This window comes from Mesorhizobium sp. M2A.F.Ca.ET.043.02.1.1 (assembly GCF_003952405.1).
Classification (GTDB): domain Bacteria; phylum Pseudomonadota; class Alphaproteobacteria; order Rhizobiales; family Rhizobiaceae; genus Mesorhizobium.
This window is the reverse complement of the sequence record NZ_CP034445.1, coordinates 3,477,710-3,495,193: the sequence shown is the minus strand read 5'-3', so window position 1 is coordinate 3,495,193 and position 17,484 is coordinate 3,477,710. Positions and strand designations below refer to the sequence as shown.

At 63.7% G+C, this 17,484-nt stretch carries 15 protein-coding genes and 1 pseudogene; 10 read left to right on the top strand and 6 right to left on the bottom strand.

All coding sequences use genetic code 11. The features are described 5' to 3' along the window. The first annotated feature begins 25 nt into the window (after positions 1-25). On the top strand, positions 26-895 hold the full coding sequence (locus EJ068_RS16685) for a DUF2182 domain-containing protein (RefSeq protein ID WP_245463132.1): 870 nt from the start codon (positions 26-28) through the stop codon (positions 893-895). Positions 896-1,078: 183 nt separating this feature from the next. Beyond that, the gene (locus tag EJ068_RS16680; RefSeq protein WP_127252342.1) at positions 1,079-2,524 is read left to right on the top strand and encodes an adenylate/guanylate cyclase domain-containing protein; all 1,446 of its coding nucleotides are present in this window, start codon (positions 1,079-1,081) and stop codon (positions 2,522-2,524) included. Positions 2,525-2,946: 422 nt separating this feature from the next. On the opposite strand, the gene EJ068_RS16675 is transcribed toward EJ068_RS16680, so the two are convergent. The 3 genes and pseudogenes from EJ068_RS16675 to EJ068_RS33315 all read right to left on the bottom strand — a co-directional run. After that, positions 2,947-3,864: an NADP-dependent oxidoreductase gene (locus EJ068_RS16675; RefSeq protein ID WP_127252344.1), complete on the bottom strand. Its 918-nt coding sequence runs from the start codon at positions 3,862-3,864 to the stop codon at positions 2,947-2,949. Positions 3,865-4,132: 268 nt separating this feature from the next. Then, on the bottom strand, positions 4,133-5,089 hold the full coding sequence (locus EJ068_RS16670) for an AraC family transcriptional regulator (RefSeq protein WP_127252346.1): 957 nt from the start codon (positions 5,087-5,089) through the stop codon (positions 4,133-4,135). Between the two features lie 188 nt (positions 5,090-5,277). Beyond that, a pseudogene (locus tag EJ068_RS33315) lies at positions 5,278-5,512 on the bottom strand (Arm DNA-binding domain-containing protein); the annotation flags it as partial. Between the two features lie 496 nt (positions 5,513-6,008). Here EJ068_RS33315 and EJ068_RS16660 point away from each other — a divergent pair. Then, positions 6,009-6,854, top strand: coding sequence for a methyltransferase domain-containing protein (locus tag EJ068_RS16660; RefSeq protein WP_126080054.1), 846 nt, complete (start codon positions 6,009-6,011; stop codon positions 6,852-6,854). Positions 6,855-6,941: 87 nt separating this feature from the next. Here EJ068_RS16660 and EJ068_RS16655 read toward each other — a convergent pair whose 3' ends face one another. Next, the gene (locus EJ068_RS16655; protein ID WP_129554622.1) at positions 6,942-7,157 is read right to left on the bottom strand and encodes a hypothetical protein; all 216 of its coding nucleotides are present in this window, start codon (positions 7,155-7,157) and stop codon (positions 6,942-6,944) included. Positions 7,158-7,354: 197 nt separating this feature from the next. Continuing rightward, positions 7,355-8,827 (bottom strand): PLP-dependent aminotransferase family protein, encoded by a 1,473-nt coding sequence (locus tag EJ068_RS16650; RefSeq protein ID WP_127252347.1) that lies wholly within the window; start codon positions 8,825-8,827, stop codon positions 7,355-7,357. A gap of 547 nt (positions 8,828-9,374) precedes the next feature. Here EJ068_RS16650 and iolE point away from each other — a divergent pair. From iolE to iolG, 6 genes are all read left to right on the top strand, one after another. Further along, complete coding sequence (gene iolE, locus EJ068_RS16640) at positions 9,375-10,304, top strand: myo-inosose-2 dehydratase (protein ID WP_127249773.1); 930 nt, start codon at positions 9,375-9,377, stop codon at positions 10,302-10,304. Further along, positions 10,294-11,136, top strand: coding sequence for a polysaccharide deacetylase family protein (locus EJ068_RS16635; RefSeq protein WP_245463131.1), 843 nt, complete (start codon positions 10,294-10,296; stop codon positions 11,134-11,136). Before iolE ends, EJ068_RS16635 begins: the two co-directional genes overlap by 11 nt. Before the next feature lie 172 nt (positions 11,137-11,308). Continuing rightward, positions 11,309-12,298, top strand: coding sequence for a sugar ABC transporter substrate-binding protein (locus tag EJ068_RS16630; RefSeq protein ID WP_245463130.1), 990 nt, complete (start codon positions 11,309-11,311; stop codon positions 12,296-12,298). Positions 12,299-12,374: 76 nt separating this feature from the next. Further along, positions 12,375-13,484 (top strand): ABC transporter permease, encoded by a 1,110-nt coding sequence (locus EJ068_RS16625; protein WP_245463129.1) that lies wholly within the window; start codon positions 12,375-12,377, stop codon positions 13,482-13,484. Next, entirely contained in the window at positions 13,484-14,302 is an 819-nt protein-coding gene (locus tag EJ068_RS16620; RefSeq protein WP_127249770.1) for an ATP-binding cassette domain-containing protein, read from the top strand. The genes EJ068_RS16625 and EJ068_RS16620 overlap by 1 nt, the downstream gene beginning before the upstream one ends. Before the next feature lie 20 nt (positions 14,303-14,322). Next, positions 14,323-15,315, top strand: a complete 993-nt coding sequence (iolG, locus tag EJ068_RS16615) for an inositol 2-dehydrogenase (protein ID WP_127249769.1) — start codon at positions 14,323-14,325, stop codon at positions 15,313-15,315. A gap of 14 nt (positions 15,316-15,329) precedes the next feature. Here iolG and EJ068_RS16610 read toward each other — a convergent pair whose 3' ends face one another. Beyond that, positions 15,330-16,439: a Gfo/Idh/MocA family oxidoreductase gene (locus tag EJ068_RS16610; RefSeq protein WP_127249768.1), complete on the bottom strand. Its 1,110-nt coding sequence runs from the start codon at positions 16,437-16,439 to the stop codon at positions 15,330-15,332. A 158-nt stretch (positions 16,440-16,597) separates the two neighbouring features. Between EJ068_RS16610 and EJ068_RS16605 the strand changes: the two genes are divergently transcribed. Next, on the top strand, positions 16,598-17,443 hold the full coding sequence (locus EJ068_RS16605; RefSeq protein ID WP_050070688.1) for a MurR/RpiR family transcriptional regulator: 846 nt from the start codon (positions 16,598-16,600) through the stop codon (positions 17,441-17,443). The last annotated feature ends 41 nt before the right edge of the window (positions 17,444-17,484 follow it).

The window sequence follows — 17,484 nt, the reverse complement described above, 5'->3', positions numbered from 1 at the left end:
CGACTGGACCGGGCCGAACTAGGGCATGACGATGGCTGACGCGTTGCTCAGGACATCGCGGCGGTTCACCCGGAATTTGCGCGGCATCCCACTCGGTCTACTCGCATCGCTGGTCGGGCTGACAGCAGCGGCGTGGGCGCTCACCCTCTACCAGACCTTCAGCACCGATATGCCCATGGGCATATCGGTGCGCGGCGGTATGGAGGGTATGGAAGGCATGGCCGGCATGGCGATGGCCGGAATTGCCGCCGATGGCTGGTCGGTTGCCGGCGCTGCCGCTTTTCTCGCCGTGTGGACGGTGATGATGGCGGCGATGATGTTGCCAGCTGCGGCACCGATGATTGTTATGTTCGCGGCGGCGCAGGCGAGGCGCGAACAGCAGGTGGCCATCCCAACGTGGACCTTCGTCGCGGGCTATCTGCTCGTCTGGGCGACGGCGGGCCTCGTCGTATATGTCCTGGTCCAGCTCGGCAGCGCCCTTGCAACGAGCCTCGATCCACCCCGGCGTTCGGAATGGGCACCGCTCGCGCTCGGCGCCACGCTTGGCGTCGCCGGGCTCTACCAATTCACCACCTTCAAGCACATCTGCCTCAGCCATTGCCGTTCGCCGCTTGCTTTCGTTGCGCAGCACTGGCGCGACGGGCGTGTTGGCGCGCTCAAGATGGGGCTGCGCCACGGCCTCTATTGCTTTGGCTGCTGCTGGGCACTGTTTGCCGTGCTGGTCGCGGCCGGCGTCATGAGCATCGCCTGGATGCTGCTTTTGACGCTGGTCATCTTCATCGAGAAGCTGCTGCCCCGTGGCCAGCGCTTCGAAGGTAGCCTGGGCGTTGCTCTGGTGGCCCTCGGAATTGCTGTGTCGCTTGGGGCGATCGATATGCCTTGGATTGGGGGCTAGAGTTCTCTTCCTTCCCGGCAACCGCGACCGGCACATTGCATGGCGTGCGCGACCGTCCATGTCACGGTAAACGAGCAGGAGCACATGCATCCCTGCTGTTCCGGCAGCGATTTCAAGGGCAATCCATTCGCATCGCGCTGGTTTTTTTAGTAGGCTGTCGCGAGACAAGGTTGAGGATCGGGCGTGACGGCAGTCGACGATCGTCTTCTCGAAAGCAAAATGACCAAGGTGGAGCAGGCGCGCGCCTGGAGCCCTCGCGTCATCTCGAAATTCGAGACGCTGATCAGGAGTGCCGACGACCACTCGCTCTATCGTGTCAATCCGCTGGCCTTTGCTCGCGACCGCGCAATCGCCGAGCCTGAAGCAATCGACCTCTTCCTTCACGCCGCCCGCTGTGGTTTGTTCGACATGAGCTGGGATGTGCTCTGTCCCCAGTCCGGCATGGTGCTCGACAGTTTCGGCGCCCTTCGCACGCTCAAGACCCACTACGTCTGCGGCCTGTGCGACGTGTCGGGCGACACCGACCTCGACGACTTCATCGAGGTCACCTTCTCGATATCGCCAAAGCTGCGGCGCCTGCCGCACCACGATCCCGAGACGCTGCCTGTCGAGGATTTTCACTGGAAGCTCCACTTCGGACATGACGGGCGGCTACCCGGGCAACACGTTCGCTTTCTTGACGTTCTGCGCGGCTTCGTTCGGGGTATGACGTTTCTGCCGCCAGGCACCACCACAGTGCTCCGCGCCGACCTGGGACCGGGCGTCCTTGCGGGCGTCAACGTGCAGACGCAGGCCGCATTCGCCGTTCCTATATCAGGCGATCCGGTTTCGGCGCCGACGCTTCTGAAGATCGACTATGACGGCAAACGCTTCTTGCCGGCGTTACCAGCCGTGCCGGCTGGTCCGATTGTCATTGAGGTGGCGAACAGGGGGGCGGTGCGCGGTTCGCTGCTTGCCATCAACTGGCCGCCCGAGCTTGTCGCGCTGACCACCAAGCCGGCGCTCGAGTTCGACCCTTATGTCTCCGGCGGAGCGCTGCTTGCGCGGCAAACCTTCCGCCAGCTCTTCCGGTCCGAACGTGTCGATGAGAAGGAGGGGCTCGGCATCCGCCAGATCACCTTCCTGTTCACCGACCTCAAGGGTTCGACCGCCATGTATGAGCGCCTGGGTGACCTCAACGCCTATGCATTGGTTCGCGAGCATTTCGCTCTGGTCAACGCGGCGGTTCGGCAACATTCCGGAGCGGTGGTCAAGACGATTGGCGATGCAGTGATGGCTGTATTCTCACAGCCGTCGGATGCGATTTCGGCCGCACTCCACATCTTTGAAGAAATCGATCGTTTCAACAGCGACCATGACGGGCCGGGCATCATCCTCAAGATCGGCGCCCACTGTGGACCATCGATCGCCGTGACGCTCAACGACAACCTCGACTATTTCGGCCAGACCGTGAATGTCGCCGCGCGCGTGCAGTCCCTGGCGGAAGCCGGACAGATCTGCATTTCCGAGGCACTCCATTCCGCGCCCGGTGTCAGCGAGATCCTTGCCGGCCATCGTGTGGTGGCTTTCGACGCGCCTCTTCGAGGTGTGGAAGGCGATGCAACTGTCTATCGCATTATGCGGGGATAGAAGCGACAGCGAGCCAACCCTTCGACCTGCCTGGAATCGGGAGCTCATGACGTCCGTCTGGTGAGCGCAGTCAAGTTCGATTGCCCTCCGGCACCGCGTCTCGCGTGAGGAGAATTGAGTCTGCGTCAGACCTCTGAAATCACATTCGGAAGCAGCGCAGCTGTTCAGCCGGCGTCGGTAGGGCACCGCAGAAGGCAGCCGGGACGATCGGAGAGTGCCGAGACCGGGCCGTTACCGTCGGGCCTGGGTCCGGAATGAGCTGCAAGCTGCCGTATCAGCCGTGCCCTCGGCCATGCCCGGTCTTCTGGTGGATCACGCCGCATCCGATCTTCGAAAGGCCGTCGGAATCGCGTCGTCATATCGCTCAGCGCGGCTTGGCGAAGACCAGGAGGAGAGAGGAACCGCCCTCTCTCTTAACCTTCTTACGGACGAACGCGGATGACCGTCTTCCCGTTGCGTCGCCCGCTCGCGTTGAAGGTTGCAACGGCCTCGTCGAGAGCCGAAACTTTGCCGATGTTAGTCTGCAGTCGTCCGTCCCGCACCCGCTGGACGATCTCCCTCAGTTGGGCGCGATCGGACTCAACAACGAAATCAACCGCCAGGCCGTCTGTGGGCCGCGCCTCGGCCGGGCCGACGACGGTCACCAGCGTTCCTCCGGTCCGGATCAGTGCTGCGGACTGCTTCTGAATATCACCGCCGATGACATCGAACACCAGATCGACGCCGCCGACGTCCTTCAGGGTATCGTTCCCTAGGTCGACGAATTCATTTGCACCGAAGTCGAGCGCCTTCTGGCGGTCGGCGGCGCGTCCGGTGCCGATGACATAGGCGCCGGCTTCCCGCGCAAGCTGCGTCACGACCGAACCGACGGCGCCGGCCGCGCCATGCGCCAGCACGCTCTGTCCTGCCTGAAGGCGGCCATGCTGAAACATGCCCTGCCATGCGGTCAGCCCCGAGATCGGCAGACTCGCGCCCACAGCGAAGTCGACATCGCCGGGCAATGGCGCGAGATTGCGTGCTTCCATCGCGACGTATTCGGCAAGTGTGCCGTCGCGATGCCAGTCCGACAGGCCGAACACCCGCTGACCGATCGACAGCCCCGTGGTGCCGTAGCCCAGCGCGGTGACCACGCCAGCCAATTCATGCCCGAGGATCGATGGCGTCCGGTCACGGAAGGCCCGATCCGCCCAAGTCGAAGGCCACTCTAACTCAGTGTTGACGAATCCCGCCGCATGAACCTGAACGACGACATCGTTTATCGCTGGCTGTGGCTCGGGCCGCTCTGCCAGTGTCATGCCGGCGGTTCCCGCGGTCTGGTCCGTTACAACGATTGCTTTCATGGGAATTGTCTCCTCAGTGATTTGTTGGTTCGAGGTAAGTTGCAGACGTGGAAGGTCTTCGCGACCTCTCGCGCAGTTGGCTATCGGTTCGGCGCCTTCCGCGCCCAACCGTGAGACAGGGTGATGGCAATACTGATACAGTTCATTGGATGGCTCCCTCATCGATGTTTATGGGAACCAATTTACGGGCGGGCCTAATAATTTCGAGACCCAATCAGCTCAATATGATGCGCGAAAGGATCAATTTAGCCTTTCGAGTCTGCGCGTCTTACTCGCCCTTGTGCGCCAGTCGTCGCCACTCTCCCGGCGTCATCCCTATCCTTTCGGCGAAGACATGCCGGAATGCCGAAACGGAATGATACCCAACGGTCTCGGCCACAGCCTCGGTACTGATCGCCGGCTTCTTCAACTCGTTGGCGGCCAGGCTCATGCGAAGGTCAGTCAAAAAGTCGAGTGCAGAGCGACCCAACTTGTCCTGAAACTGGCGCATGAACGTGGCGCGTGACATGCGGCACAAATCGGCCAGTTCGGGCAGTTTCCAAGGCCGTGCCGGATTGGCGAACATCGCGGCTATGGCCGGAGCAAGGCGCGGATGGCCGGCCAAGGCCAACAGACCCTCTGGGGCTTTCCCCGATTGGCTCGCGGCGCGCAGTACCAATGTGAACAGGGCCGACGAAAGCGCGTTAAGAATGGCACGTCCTCCGGCTCGGTCGGTCGCTGACTCCATTCGCATCAGCCCGACAAGACCGGCAAGTTCGTTGGAAGCGGACCCGATGCCTTCTTCCGCCTGGCCGTTCAAGGCCCGTGCCACCAGATTTGCCGGCATGTAGTTGCGGATCAGCCGGTCATGCGGCGGCGCGATGAAAAAGCGACCGCACAACAGATCCGTTTGCTCGCCTTGGCTGTCGTTCTCGCTCAGCGTCCATCCGGCAGAGCCGAGGCTTTCGTGCGTCCGGATGGGCCTTTGCCCGCTACCATCGTGCAGCACATGCGCCGCACCGTGAGGCAGCAGCACGATATCTCCGCTCACCAGTTCCCGCGCCGTTTTCGACTCTGGATCCTCGAGAATGGCGCGACCCTTGACTATGACGTGAAAGGGGATCTCGTTCGCCGCCGCTTGGCCCCAGGCGACACGCCATGGCGCACCGTAAGCGCAGCGGACCTCGAGTTGGCCGCTAACGGTGATGATTTGCAAGAGATGGCTAAGCCAGTCCATTTCAGACATTGGTTCTCGAAACCGGAAATGGTGAAATCTTACCGCAATGGTGCATTGGTTCTACTAGTCGCACTCATTCCAAAACCTAGCTCCGAAGCGTGCCTGGATTGTGAGCGAGCCACGATCCGAACAAGTGGCTTGGATCAGACGCCGCCACAACGTCCGGCGCTCGACTTAACAAGCGCGCCTTAACCTCATGCGACCTGGCCAGGCAGGACCTTGGCCTCGCGCCTGGCTTCCTCGGGAGCCCAAACGCCATGCAGTCCGATCGTGTAGCGGCGCGACCGGCCTGCGGCACGGTATTGCACGACGTAGCTTGGCTTCCCCGAGGCGAAGACGCAACCCGAAACCGGGCAACTCCTCGTCCCAAATGACATAGTCCGCGAAACGAATTTCAGTGGTATCAACAGTTCGTTTGGTCAGCTTCGCCATGCCCGGGCGCCTCCGTCAAAGATCCGCGCGTAAGCAAAGCGTAGGCACGGCAGGGCAGGGTTTCGGCCGCCCTGTCGTAGCCCTGATGCTATCGAATTCAAATTTGTTTTGTGACTCCGTGGCATAGCGCGCAATCGGATAGAAGCGGATAGGTTCGGCGAAACCGACTATCCATTCTCCGAAGGCAGAGGTCACAAGTTCGAATCTTGTCGGGTGCGCCATTCCTCCCTGTCCTAGCTTATGATGTGATGGCTTTTCAGTCCTGGTCAGGGATTAGTCATTTTGGTGCTGGGTTTGATACACAGTTGGACGAGCGCCCAATTTTTGTTGAATCATTGCTTTGGGTTGCGTCGGTGGCGCGTTCTCGAGGGATCAAGAGCTAAGGAATTCTAGGAGCTTATTCCAGGGTAAATTGATGTACCTCGCGGTAGGTGTCATCATTGATGCCGCATTCGGGGAAACTGTCGCTATCCGGAGCTAGGGCTCGATTGGCAAAATGAGGAACGTCTCGAATTCCGAGCAAATCACATCGGCTGGGCACAAGCTCAGCGGTAGTGGACATCTTGATGTTCATTACCTTGCACTGAAGGACGAGTATGATGCCACCCTCCGCGCCACCGGTATCCAACCCGGTTGGTCAGTGCTGGACGCAGGCGCAGGGAATGGGGTCTTCCTGCCTTTAATGGCGGACTTGCTGGGTGCCGAGGGGCGCGTCGAGGCTCTCGATCTGGCGCCAGAAAATGTTGAGGCAATCGAAGATTTGATCGCAAGCCGGCAGTTCGCCTGTCCGATAAGCGCGCGAACCGGTGACATGACCGATCTGCCGTATGGGACGGGCGCGTTCGACGCGCTTTGGAGCGCAAACGCTACCCAATATCTAAGCGACGAAGAACTTACCAAGGCAATCGAGGAGTTCCGCCGCGTCGTGAAACCGGGTGGGCTTGTTGCTGTGAAGGAAGTCGATATCTCGGTTTGGCAGTTTCAGCCGCACGATCCCAAACTGACTTGGCGTCTGCTCGACGCGTTGTCCGATGATGTACAGCTTTCCGGCGCCATGAGGGGAACTCGCTTGGCGGCCTGGTTTCGGTCGACGGGGCTCGAGAACGTCTCCGCCATCACAACGCTGGCAGAGCGCCGCCAGCCGCTCAGGCCAGTAGAGCGTGACTACATTCGGAACAATCTCAAGTTCCTATCTGGGCTCGCCCGGACGTGCGATTTGCCAGAAGCGGATCATCTTCAATGGAAGGCAATAGGCGACGAGCCGGAGCGCCTGATTGCCGACCCCAACTTCTGCTATCGTGAAATGTGGGTGCTCAACTTAGGCATCGTGCCGCAGAGCTAAACCAACTTTCGCTGCTCACCGCTATTGCGCAAGCTCTGGCACACGCCGCTTCTTGTCGGGTGCGCCAATAAAGCCGGGCATCCCACCTTATTGCCTGCGACGCCTGCCCGATGAAGCAAGATAACGCAGCGCAAGCATCATAGCGGCCACCGCGATTCCGGCGCTGATCACGCCTGCGGGCGTTATCCTGGCACTGCCTTGCAAGGTCACATGCTTACCCAAACGCAGGTCAAAAACCGACTTGATTTCCTCAGGATGTGAGTGAGCGGCGGCCGAAGGTTCTTCTTCCTGGACAACTGGCATTTGAGCCTCCGGTTCGAATGTTCCGCCGCTGCACAATGCCCGGCGGCGACGGTGACATTTGTGCCCGACCGAACGTGCGGTCAGTGGTGAGCGTTTAGAATTGATAGTCACCAAAGTAACATAGCAACGCCCAGTTTCATCTCCTCCTGCGTGCCCAATGTCAGGCGGTTCAATATAGTTTTCTGGACTGCCAAGCCTCACCCCAGCACCTCCCCTATCGCCTGTGCCAGTCTCTCCACCCCCTCCCTCATCTGCGTCGCGTCGCACGCGGCATAGCCCAGCACCAGGCCTTGGGTCGGCGCGGTGTTCTGGAAATATTTCGACAGCGGCGAGACGTTGATGGCCCTTTTGGCCGCGGCCTGGCTGACCTTGATGTCGTCGATGCCGTCCCTCAGATAGCCCACCACCTGGATACCGGCCTCGGCGGGGGAGAGCGTGATCTCGTCGCGCAGGCGCTCGGTGACGATGTCGCGGAAAAGCTGGCGGCGCTGGGCGTAGATGCGGCGCATGCGCTTCAGGTGCCGGCTCATATGGCCTTCGGTGATGAAATCGGCGAGCGCGGCCTGCAACAGCAGCGGCGCGAACTGGCCGGTGGTGGAGAGCGCGTTGACGATGCGGCCGGCAAGCTCTTGCGGCAGCACCATGAAGCCCAGGCGCAGCGCCGGGAACAGCAGCTTGGCGAAGGTGCCGACATAGATGACGCGGCCGGAGCGGTCCATGCTCTGGATCGCCGGCACGGGGCGGCCCTGAAAACGGTATTCGCCGTCGAAATCGTCCTCGATCACCCATGAATTGGCGGTCTCGGCGATATCGAGCAGGCGCAGCCGCTCCTCCATGCGCATGGTGATGCCGAGCGGATGCTGGCAGGCCGGCGTCACATAGATGAGGCGGGGCAACGGGTCCGGCGGCTCGAGATACCAGCCGCGCTCCTGGTCGACCGGGATCGGCAAGACCCTTGCGCCGGCCACGGTGAAGGCGGCCTTGGCGCCGTAATAGCCGGGCTCCTCCATCCACACCGTGTCGTCGGGGTCGAGCAGCAGGCGCGCCAGAAGATCGAAGGCGGCCTGCGCGCCGGTGGTGACGACGATCTGCTCGGGCCGGCAGCGCACGCCGCGCGCGGAATAAAGATAGCCGGCGATCGCCTCCTTCAGCGCCGGGTGGCCGGTGACGTCATAGGTGCCGAACAGCGTCTCGCCGCCATGGCTGGCGCGGCGCGCCACCAGCCGGCCCCAGACGCCGAAGGGAAAGCTCCCCGCATCCGGCATGCCGGGGTGGAAGGCGACATGCCCTGGCCTGCCGTGATGGTAGGGCTGGCTGAGCAGCTGCTGGCCGCGCAGCGAGGGCGATCGCAGCGGCACCGGCGGCTCCTCGCGCGGCGACTCGCGCGGGCCTTCGGGCAGGTCGACGATGACGGGCCGCGCGCCCTGGCGGTTGGCGAGATAGCCTTCGGTGACGAGCTGGTCGTAGGCGGCGACGATCGTGTTGCGGCCAAGGCCGAGCTCGGCGGCCAAGGCGCGGGTGGAAGGCAGCTCCGAGCCGGGGGGAAGCGCGCGGCTGCGGATGGTGGCAACGAGGCCGTGATAGAGCTGGCGCGACAGATGCTCGGGGCCGGCGCGGTTCACGGTGAGCGTGTCGAGGGGGAAGGGTTGGGGTTTGGGGTGCGGGCGCATGGGTTACGCCCGCCCATAGGTGCATTGGTGTGCCGCGGCGGGCTTGGCTTCCGACGTCGAGTTCCTTCGCCCCCCTCTCTGTCCTGCCGGACATCTCCCCCTCAAGGGGGGAGATTGGATGTCGCGCCGGCTTTCGCCAATCGCCAACGTTGCAAGGGGAACGCCAGGGCTGAAGCTGCCAATCTCCCCCCTTGAGGGGGAGATGTCCGGCAGGGCAGAGAGGGGGGCCTCGCGCCGACGCTCGATCATTTCCAGATTTCCCATCCCCCATCCTGCCACAGCGACCCTGCCGTCACAAACTGGTTCCTTCATTTTCCGGAAAACTGGCCCTCGCGATGGAGACAGAGCGGCGTAGACTTCACTCATAGACGTTGGGGATAAGACGTCGGCGCAAAACGGGGAACACAAGTCCGGGCAAGGCAACTGGGAGGCTGCCGGCCGGACGGGCAAGGCAGGGCGATGCATCGCCCGCCGCAGGCATGAAGCCATTTCCCTCCCGAGACCATGAACCCCGCAGCCATCCTGGCCGCGGGGCGGAAAGCGAGCAATGACGACAGTTCGACTTGGCATCAACCCGATCACCTGGACCAATGACGATGTGCCGGAACTGGGCGGCGACACGCCGCTCGAGACCTGCCTCGCCGAGACCGCCGAGGCCGGCTATGCCGGCACCGAGCTTGGCGGCAAGTTCCCGCGCGACAGCCGCGCGCTTCGGCCAATCCTCGACCATTACGGGCTGGCGCTGGTCTCCGGCTGGTATGACGGGCGCATCTGCGAGAAGGAGGTCGACGAGGAGTTCGAGGCGATCCGGCCGCATCTGACTTTATTGCGCGATCTCGGCGCCAGGCGCGTCGTCTATGCCGACACCTCGCGCGGCCGGCATGGCGCGATCCATGACCCGATCTCGCAGCGGCCGAAGCTGATGGACGGCGAATGGAAGGCCTATGGCGCCAAGATCACCAGGCTCGCCGAGCGGTTCTCCGATTTCGGCGTCGGCATGGCCTTCCACCATCACATGGGCACGATCGTCGAGACCGACACGGAGATCGACCGGCTGATGCACAGCACCGGCGAGGCGGTCGGCCTTCTCTACGACACCGGGCACTGCGCCTTTTCGGGCGGCGACCCGGAGCAATTGCTGCGCCGGCATGTCGAGCGCGTCGTGCATGTCCATTGCAAGGATGTGCGCCCGGCGATGCTGAAGAAGGCGCGCGAGGCCGACATGAGCTTCATGGGCGCGGTGATGGAAGGCATCTTCACCGTGCCGGGCGACGGCGCGATCGACTATGCGACGCTGCTCAAGATCCTCGCCGGCCAGGGCTATTCCGGCTGGCTGGTGGTGGAGGCCGAGCAGGACCCGGCCAAGGCGCACCCCTTGACCTATGCCACGATGGGGTATCGCAATTTGAAGAAGCTGGCGCAGGGCGCGGGCTTCTATGTCCACGAGCGCGCAAAGGAGGTCCGCCATGCCGGCTGAACGCAAGGTCGTCATCAACATCGACGATGTCGGCATGTGCCATGGCGCCAATGTCGCGTACCTGAAGCTGAAGCGCGCCGGCGCGGTCGACAGCGGCTCGGTGATGGTGCCCTGCCCGTGGTTCCTCGAGATCGCCGAGGAAGGCGCGAAAGACGCCTCGCTCAATCTCGGCGTCCACATCACGCTCACCTCGGAGAAGAAGTACTACCGCTGGCGGCCGCTGACCAAGGCGAGCCAGGCCTCCGGCATCGTCGATGGCGACGGCTACCTGTTCCGCTCGGTGCCGGAATTGCGCGCCAAGGGCGAGCCGGAAGCGGTGGAGGCCGAGATGCGGGCGCAGATCGACGCGGCCAAGGCCGCGGGGCTGTCGCTCACCCATATGGACGGGCATATGGGCGCGGTGTTCTCGCCGGAATTCGTCGACCGCTACGCGGCTGTCGGCATCGACTACGGCCTGCCGACGCTGTTCCCGAAAAGCATCTCGGTCTATGGGCCGATCCACAATCTGGGTCCGCTGGACGACAGCGTCTTCTCCGCGCCGGGCAAGCGGCTGGAGCAAGCCGGCGAGACGCTGGTAAGCGCGGTGCTGGAGACGCCATGGCACCGCAACCAGCCAGCCCGGGCGCGCTACGAGGCGCTGTTTGGCCAGATCGGCGACGGGCTCAACTTCCTTTGCCTGCATGCCAACGCGCCGGGCGAGATCGAGGTGATCGAGCCCAGCTCGGCACAGATCCGCATCGACGAATTCGACCTGCTTCCAGACCCGGATTTCATGGCCTTCGTGGAGGGACTGTCCATCCGCCGCGGCACGCTCCGGGACTTTCGAGCATGACGAAAGCGGCCTGACCGGGAGGGTCGAGGCCGAGACTAATGCATGTCGCCCAAAAGTGCGAAGCGGTTTTGGGAGAACGACATGCATCAAATCAAAGACTTAAAGTGTCGCCTGAATCCGTTTCAGCGCGAAACGCTTTAAGGACGACAACGATAACTTGAGGAGAACCACTATGAGTGCCTTATTCTCGATGTCCGGACTGCGAAATGCGCTGAGCGCGGCGGCGCTCTCGCTCGCCTTTGCCGGCGCCGGCATTCTGCCCGCGCCGGCCCAGGTGAAGAAGGAAAGCGATGTGCGCATCGTCTTCGTCACCCACGGCCAGGCCAACGACGTCTATTGGAGCGTGGTGAAGAACGGCATGCAGGCCGCCGCTCAGCAGCTCGGCGTCAAGGTCGAGTACCAGGCGCCGGAAACCTTCGACGTGGTGCGCATGGCGCGCATGATCGAGGCCGCCACGGCCTCGAAGCCGGACGGGCTGGTCGTCTCCATTCCCGACATGGACGCGCTGAAGGCGCCGGTGGAAGCGGCCAAGGCCGCCGGCATTCCGGTGGTGGTCATCGACAGCGGCGAGGAAGCGGTGGAGCCCTGGGGCCTCGACCTCTTCGTCGGCGGCGGCTCGGAATATGACAACGGCGTCAAGGCCGGCGAGATCATGGCCAAGGCCGGCGTCAAGAAGGGCGTCTGCATCAATCACGAGGTCGGCAATGTCAGCCTCGACAAGCGCTGCGAAGGCTACAATGACGGGCTGAAGAAGAGCGGCGGCTCCTCCGACGTGGTGGCGGCCACGATGGACCCGACCGACGTGACGCGCCGCGTCGAGGGCTATCTCACCGCGCATCCGGACGTCACCGGCGTGCTGACGCTGGGCCCGACGGTCGCCGCGCCGCTGCTCAAGATGTTCGAGGACGCCGGCACGATCGGCAATTACAAGATCGGCACGTTCGACCTGTCGCCCGAGATCCTCGATGCCGTCGCCAAGGGCACGATGATGTTCGGCATCGACAACCAGCAATATATGATGGGCTACTATCCTGTCGTCTTCCTCACCAACAAGGCGATGTACAAGACCTTCCCGACATCGGCCGTGCGCACCGGTCCGTCCTTCATCATGAAGGACGACGCGGCCGCCGTGCGCGATCTCAGCAAGGCCGGCATCCGCTGATGCTATAATGGCCCGCCGGCGAAAGGCGCTGGCGGGCCCTTGTTGGATGCCCTGGACGCTTATTGGGAAGACGATCGTGACCGAAGCTCTGAACCCGGCTCACCCGCCCGAGCCGAAGCCCGTTTCGCGACGCCTGGTCCGCCTGATGCGGCGGCCGGAGCTCGGCGCCATCACCGGCACCATCATCGTGTTCCTCGCCTTCGGCATCACCGCCGGCAACAGCGGCCTGTTCTCGATGGCCGGCATCGCCAATTTCCTGCAGGTGTCGGCGCAGCTCGGCATCCTCGCCGCAGCGGTGGCGCTGCTGATGATCGGCGGCGAGTTCGATCTTTCCCTCGGCTCGATGATCGGCTTTGCCAGCGTCACCATCGGGCTCTGCGTCACCCAGTTCGGGCTTTCCATCCCCGCGGCGGTGGCGATCGCCTTCGTCATCGCCATCATCGTCGGCGCCTTGAACGGCATCCTTGTCGTGCGCACCAGGCTGCCCTCCTTCATCGTGACGCTGGCCGGCCTGTTCATCCTGCGCGGGCTGACGCTGGCTATCACCCGCACCGTCACCGGGCGCACGCAGATCCCCTATATCACCGACGGCCAGGAAGGCAGCTTCGTGGTCTGGCTGTTCGGCGGCAAGTTCGGCGGGCCGGTCTTCGCCTGGCTCGCCGCGCATGGCGTGATCGCGGCGCGGCCCGACGGCTCGGCGATGGTGCAGGGCCTGTCGATGTCGATCCTGTGGTGGGTGGCGGTGACCGCCTTCGCCACCTGGCTGCTCATCAAGACGCGCTTCGGCAACTGGGTGTTCGCCGTCGGCGGCGACGACCGCGCGGCGCGCAATGTCGGCGTGCCGGTCGACCGGGTGAAGATCCTGCTGTTCATCGGCACGGCGCTGTCGGCGACGCTGTTCGCCGTCATCCAGGTGCTGGAAGCCGGCTCGGCCGATACGCTGCGCGGCACGCAGAAGGAATTCCAGGCGATCATCGCGGCGGTGATCGGCGGCTGCCTGCTCACCGGCGGCTACGGCTCGGCGATCGGCGCCATGTTCGGCGCGCTGATCTTCGGCACGGTGGAGATGGGCATCTTCTACACAGGCATCGACACCGACTGGTTCCAGGTCTTCCTCGGCTCGATGCTTTTGATCGCGGTGCTGGTCAACAATTACGTACGCCGCAAGGCGACGGAGGCGCGCTGATGACTGACGCCGTTCCGCTCATCGAACTGCGCAACGTCACCCGCCGCTTCGGCTCGGTGACGGCGCTGCGCGACATGTCGTTCGCCGCGCATGCCAGCGAGGTGCACTGCCTGCTCGGCGACAATGGCGCCGGCAAGTCGACGCTGATCAAGACGCTGTCGGGCGTGCACACGCCGAGCGAAGGCCAGATGTATGTCGACGGCAAGCCGGTGACCTTCACCTCGCCGCGCCAGGCGCTCGACGCCGGCATCGCCACGGTCTTCCAAGACCTGTCGATGATCCCGCTGATGAGCATCACGCGCAATTTCTTCCTTGGCCGCGAGCCGGTGAAGGGCTGGGGGCCGGCCAGGCGTATCGACATGAAGACGGCCGACGCGATCGTCTATGACCAGCTCGGCAAGATCGGCATCAATGTGCGCGACCCGCAGCAGGCTGTCGGCACGCTTTCCGGCGGCGAGCGGCAATGCGTGGCGATCGCGCGCGCCGTCTATCACGGCGCCAGGGTGCTGATCCTCGACGAGCCGACCTCGGCGCTCGGGGTGCACCAGGCCTCGATCGTGCTGCGCTATGTGGCGCAGGCGCGCCAGCGCGGGCTCGCCGTCATCTTCATCACCCACAACATCCATCACGCCTATCCGATCGGCGATGTCTTCACCATGCTCAACCGCGGCCGCTCGCTCGGCACGTTCCGCAAGGGCGACATCAGCGAGAAGGAGGTGCTGGACATGATGGCCGGCGGCCGCGAGATCCGCGAATTGCAGCAGGAGCTGGAGCGCTTCACCAAGCCGGGATCCGGCGCGGAAGCGGTCACCTCCTGAAAGACTGAAAAGAGAGAAAAATGATCGACGCCGCATTGTTCGGCGCCGGGCTGATCGGCTCGGTGCATGCGAAAAATCTTGCCCGCCATCCGGATGTGCGCCTGCGCACCATCGTGGACCCGCGCCGCGACGCGGCCGAGCGGATCGCGGCCGGCACAGGCGCCGAGATCGCCGATACCGCGACGGTGATGAACGACCCGTCGATCAAGGCTGTGGTGATCGCGTCGGCCACCCGCACGCATGCCGAGCTGATCATCGAAGCCGCCGCCAAGGGCAAGGCGATCTTCTGCGAGAAGCCGATCGACCTCGACATCGCCAGCACGGACCAGTGCCTGGCTGCCGTGGAGAAGGCCGGCGTGCCGCTGCAGATCGGTTTCAACCGGCGCTTCGATCCGTCCTTCGCCGCTGTCAAGAAAAGGATCGACGCCGGCGAGATTGGCGCGGTCGAGCAGGTGATCATCACCAGCCGCGACCCTGAGCCGGAAACCGAGGAAGCGCTGGCCGGCGGCGGCGGCGTGTTCCGCGAGATGACCATCCATGATTTCGACATGGCGCGCTTTCTGCTCGGCGAGGAGCCGGTGGAGCTCTTCGCCACCGGCTCCTCGCTGGTCGAGTCCTACTACGCCAGGCTCGGCGACTACGACACGGCGATGTTCATCCTGCGCACGGCGTCCGGCCGGCAGTGCCACATCAACAACAGCGTGCGCGCCGTCTATGGCTACGACCAGCGCATCGAGGTGCATGGCGCGAAGGGCATGCTGCAGGCCGGCAACCGCACGCCGACCTCGGTCAGCCTCAGCGGCGAGAGCGGGATCGCGGCCGACCGGCCGCTCTATTTCTTCGTCGAGCGCTATGCCGAATCCTACGAGGCCGAGCTCGACCATTTCATCCAGTCGGTCGCCGCGGGCCGGACGCCGGCGGTCGGCGCGGCGGACGGACGCAAGGCGATGATCCTATGCGAAGCCGCCCTTGCCTCGGCGAAATCCGGCCGATTCGAGCCTGTCCGGTTCTGACGCGTTTGCCTGGCCTACCTCACATCGACCCAGCGCTGCTCCTGGAAGGAGCGCGCCATGGCATGCACGGAGCGCTCGATCTCCAGCCCCTCGTCGAAGTCGATGATGCGGGCCGGCCTGCCGGCGATGCGCATCAAAAGCTCGCGGCATTCGATCATCTTGAGGTCGTTGAAGCCGAGGCCGTGGCCGGGCGCGGGCAGGAAAGAATCATAGGGCTTGTGATGCGGCGCGACCAGGATGGTGCGATAGCCCTGCTCGGTCGGCCGGTCGGCGGTGAGATAGAGCTGGAATTCGTTCATCCGCTCCTGGTCATAGAGGATCGAACCCTTGGAGCCGAAGATCTGGATGGCGATGCGGCCCTTGCGGCCCCAGGCCGAGCGGTTGACCAGCAGCGTGCCGGCGACACCGTTTTCGAGATGCATGAGCACGCTGGCGATGTCATAGGTCTCGACCGCGCGGCGGGCGCCCGAAGCGGTCTTGCGGTCGGCATAGGGTTTGGCCATGTCGCACATGACGCGCGAAACGCGGCCGAACAGCACCTTGATCAGCGACAGCGGATGGACGGCGAAATCGTCGAGCGCGCCGTAACCGGACGAAGCCTCGTGCTTCCAGAAGAACAGCGCTTCCGGGTCGGCCATGAAGTCCTCGTCCATCTCGATGCGCAGGAGGTTGACGTCGCCGATTATCTTCTCCTCGAGCAGCGCGCCGATATGGCGGATGGCGGGGTTCTGGATGTAGTTGTAGCCGAGCCCGGCGACCTTGCCGGATTTCCTGGCCGCGGCCGCCATGGTCTCGGCCTCGGTGAAACTCGGCGCCATCGGCTTCTCGCACCACAGATGCTTGCCGGCTTCGAGGATGGCAATTGCCATCTCGGGATGGAACTGGTTGGGCGTGGTCAGCGAGACGACATCGACCTCCGGATCGTTGACCACGGCGCGCCAGTCGCCGGAACCCTTGGCGAAGCCGAACTCGCTGGCCTTGCGCCGGGCCAGCTCGTCATTCACCTCGCCCAGATGCACCAGCTTGGGCTTCTCGACATCGGGAAAGACGGTGCCCACCGCGTTCCAGGCGATGGCGTGGCACTTGCCCATGAAGCCCGTGCCGATGAGGCCCACTCCGACCATGTCGATTGTCTCCGAGATGAAGGAAATACTGGTGTGGACTGATTAGTCCATTTTGCCTTCGAATGGAACATCCAAATCATTTTTTATGGTGTTCTTGCGCGAACTCGCTATGATGAGGCAGGAGAGGGACAACCATTATGGGCGCGGACGGAGCGACGATGGACGAACGGGTGCCTCGCGATTTCGAAACGCTGCGCGCGACGATCCTGGACAGGCGCGCGAGCCTGCCCAAGCGCATCGCGCAGATCGCCGCCTATGCGCTCGACAACCCCGACGATATCGCCTTCGGCACGGCGGCGAGCATCGCCGCCTCGGCCGGCGTCCAGCCCTCGACGCTGATCCGTTTTGCCCAGCAGCTCGGCTTCGACGGCTTCACCAGCCTGCAGCAGGTTTTCCGCGAGCGGCTGCGCGAGCGCAACTCCTCCTATGACGAAAGGCTGGCGGCGCTGCGTGCCAAGGCGGAGGAAGGCGCCGGCCACCGGGCAATCTTCGACGGCTTCGTCGCCGCCGCCAGCACCTCACTCAGCGACATTTCGCGTGCGTTGAACGACGCGCATTTCGAAGAGGCGATCGCACTCCTGGCGAAAGCCGAGACCATCTATGTGCTGGCCAAGCGCCGCTCCTATCCGGTCGCCTCCTACATCGCCTATGCGCTCGGCAAGCTCAAGATCCGCAACCAGCTGGTGGAATCGGCCGCCGGGCTGAACGCCGAGATGATCGGCTTCGCCACGCCGCGCGACGCCGTCATCGCCATCAGCTTCTCGCCTTACGCCCCCGCGACCATCGAGGAGACGCGCGCGATCGCGGAACAGGGCGTGCCGATCGTGGCCATCACCGACTCGTCCTTCTCGCCGCTGGCGCAGTTCGCCAAGGTCTGGTTCGAGGTCGCCGAGGCCGATTTCGGCGGCTTCCGCTCGATCTCGGCGACGATGGCTTTAGCGATGGCGCTGACAGTCGCCGTCGGCGAAAAGCGCCGCGAAACCGGGCGCCGGCGCAAGGGCTGAGCCTCGCGGAGGCGCGCTTTTCGGCTCGGGAACACTCATTC

Coding starts and splice junctions, on each gene's coding strand:
- EJ068_RS16610 (WP_127249768.1), bottom strand. CDS start 16,439: ATGGTCGGAGTGGGCCTCATCGGCACGGGCTTCATGGGCAAGTGCCAC.
- EJ068_RS16655 (WP_129554622.1), bottom strand. CDS start 7,157: ATGCCAGTTGTCCAGGAAGAAGAACCTTCGGCCGCCGCTCACTCACAT.
- EJ068_RS16675 (WP_127252344.1), bottom strand. CDS start 3,864: ATGAAAGCAATCGTTGTAACGGACCAGACCGCGGGAACCGCCGGCATG.
- EJ068_RS16635 (WP_245463131.1), top strand. CDS start 10,294: ATGCCGGCTGAACGCAAGGTCGTCATCAACATCGACGATGTCGGCATG.
- EJ068_RS16660 (WP_126080054.1), top strand. CDS start 6,009: ATGAGGAACGTCTCGAATTCCGAGCAAATCACATCGGCTGGGCACAAG.
- EJ068_RS16620 (WP_127249770.1), top strand. CDS start 13,484: ATGACTGACGCCGTTCCGCTCATCGAACTGCGCAACGTCACCCGCCGC.
- iolG (WP_127249769.1), top strand. CDS start 14,323: ATGATCGACGCCGCATTGTTCGGCGCCGGGCTGATCGGCTCGGTGCAT.
- iolE (WP_127249773.1), top strand. CDS start 9,375: ATGACGACAGTTCGACTTGGCATCAACCCGATCACCTGGACCAATGAC.
- EJ068_RS16685 (WP_245463132.1), top strand. CDS start 26: ATGACGATGGCTGACGCGTTGCTCAGGACATCGCGGCGGTTCACCCGG.
- EJ068_RS16630 (WP_245463130.1), top strand. CDS start 11,309: ATGAGTGCCTTATTCTCGATGTCCGGACTGCGAAATGCGCTGAGCGCG.
- EJ068_RS16650 (WP_127252347.1), bottom strand. CDS start 8,827: ATGCGCCCGCACCCCAAACCCCAACCCTTCCCCCTCGACACGCTCACC.
- EJ068_RS16605 (WP_050070688.1), top strand. CDS start 16,598: ATGGACGAACGGGTGCCTCGCGATTTCGAAACGCTGCGCGCGACGATC.
- EJ068_RS16670 (WP_127252346.1), bottom strand. CDS start 5,089: ATGTCTGAAATGGACTGGCTTAGCCATCTCTTGCAAATCATCACCGTT.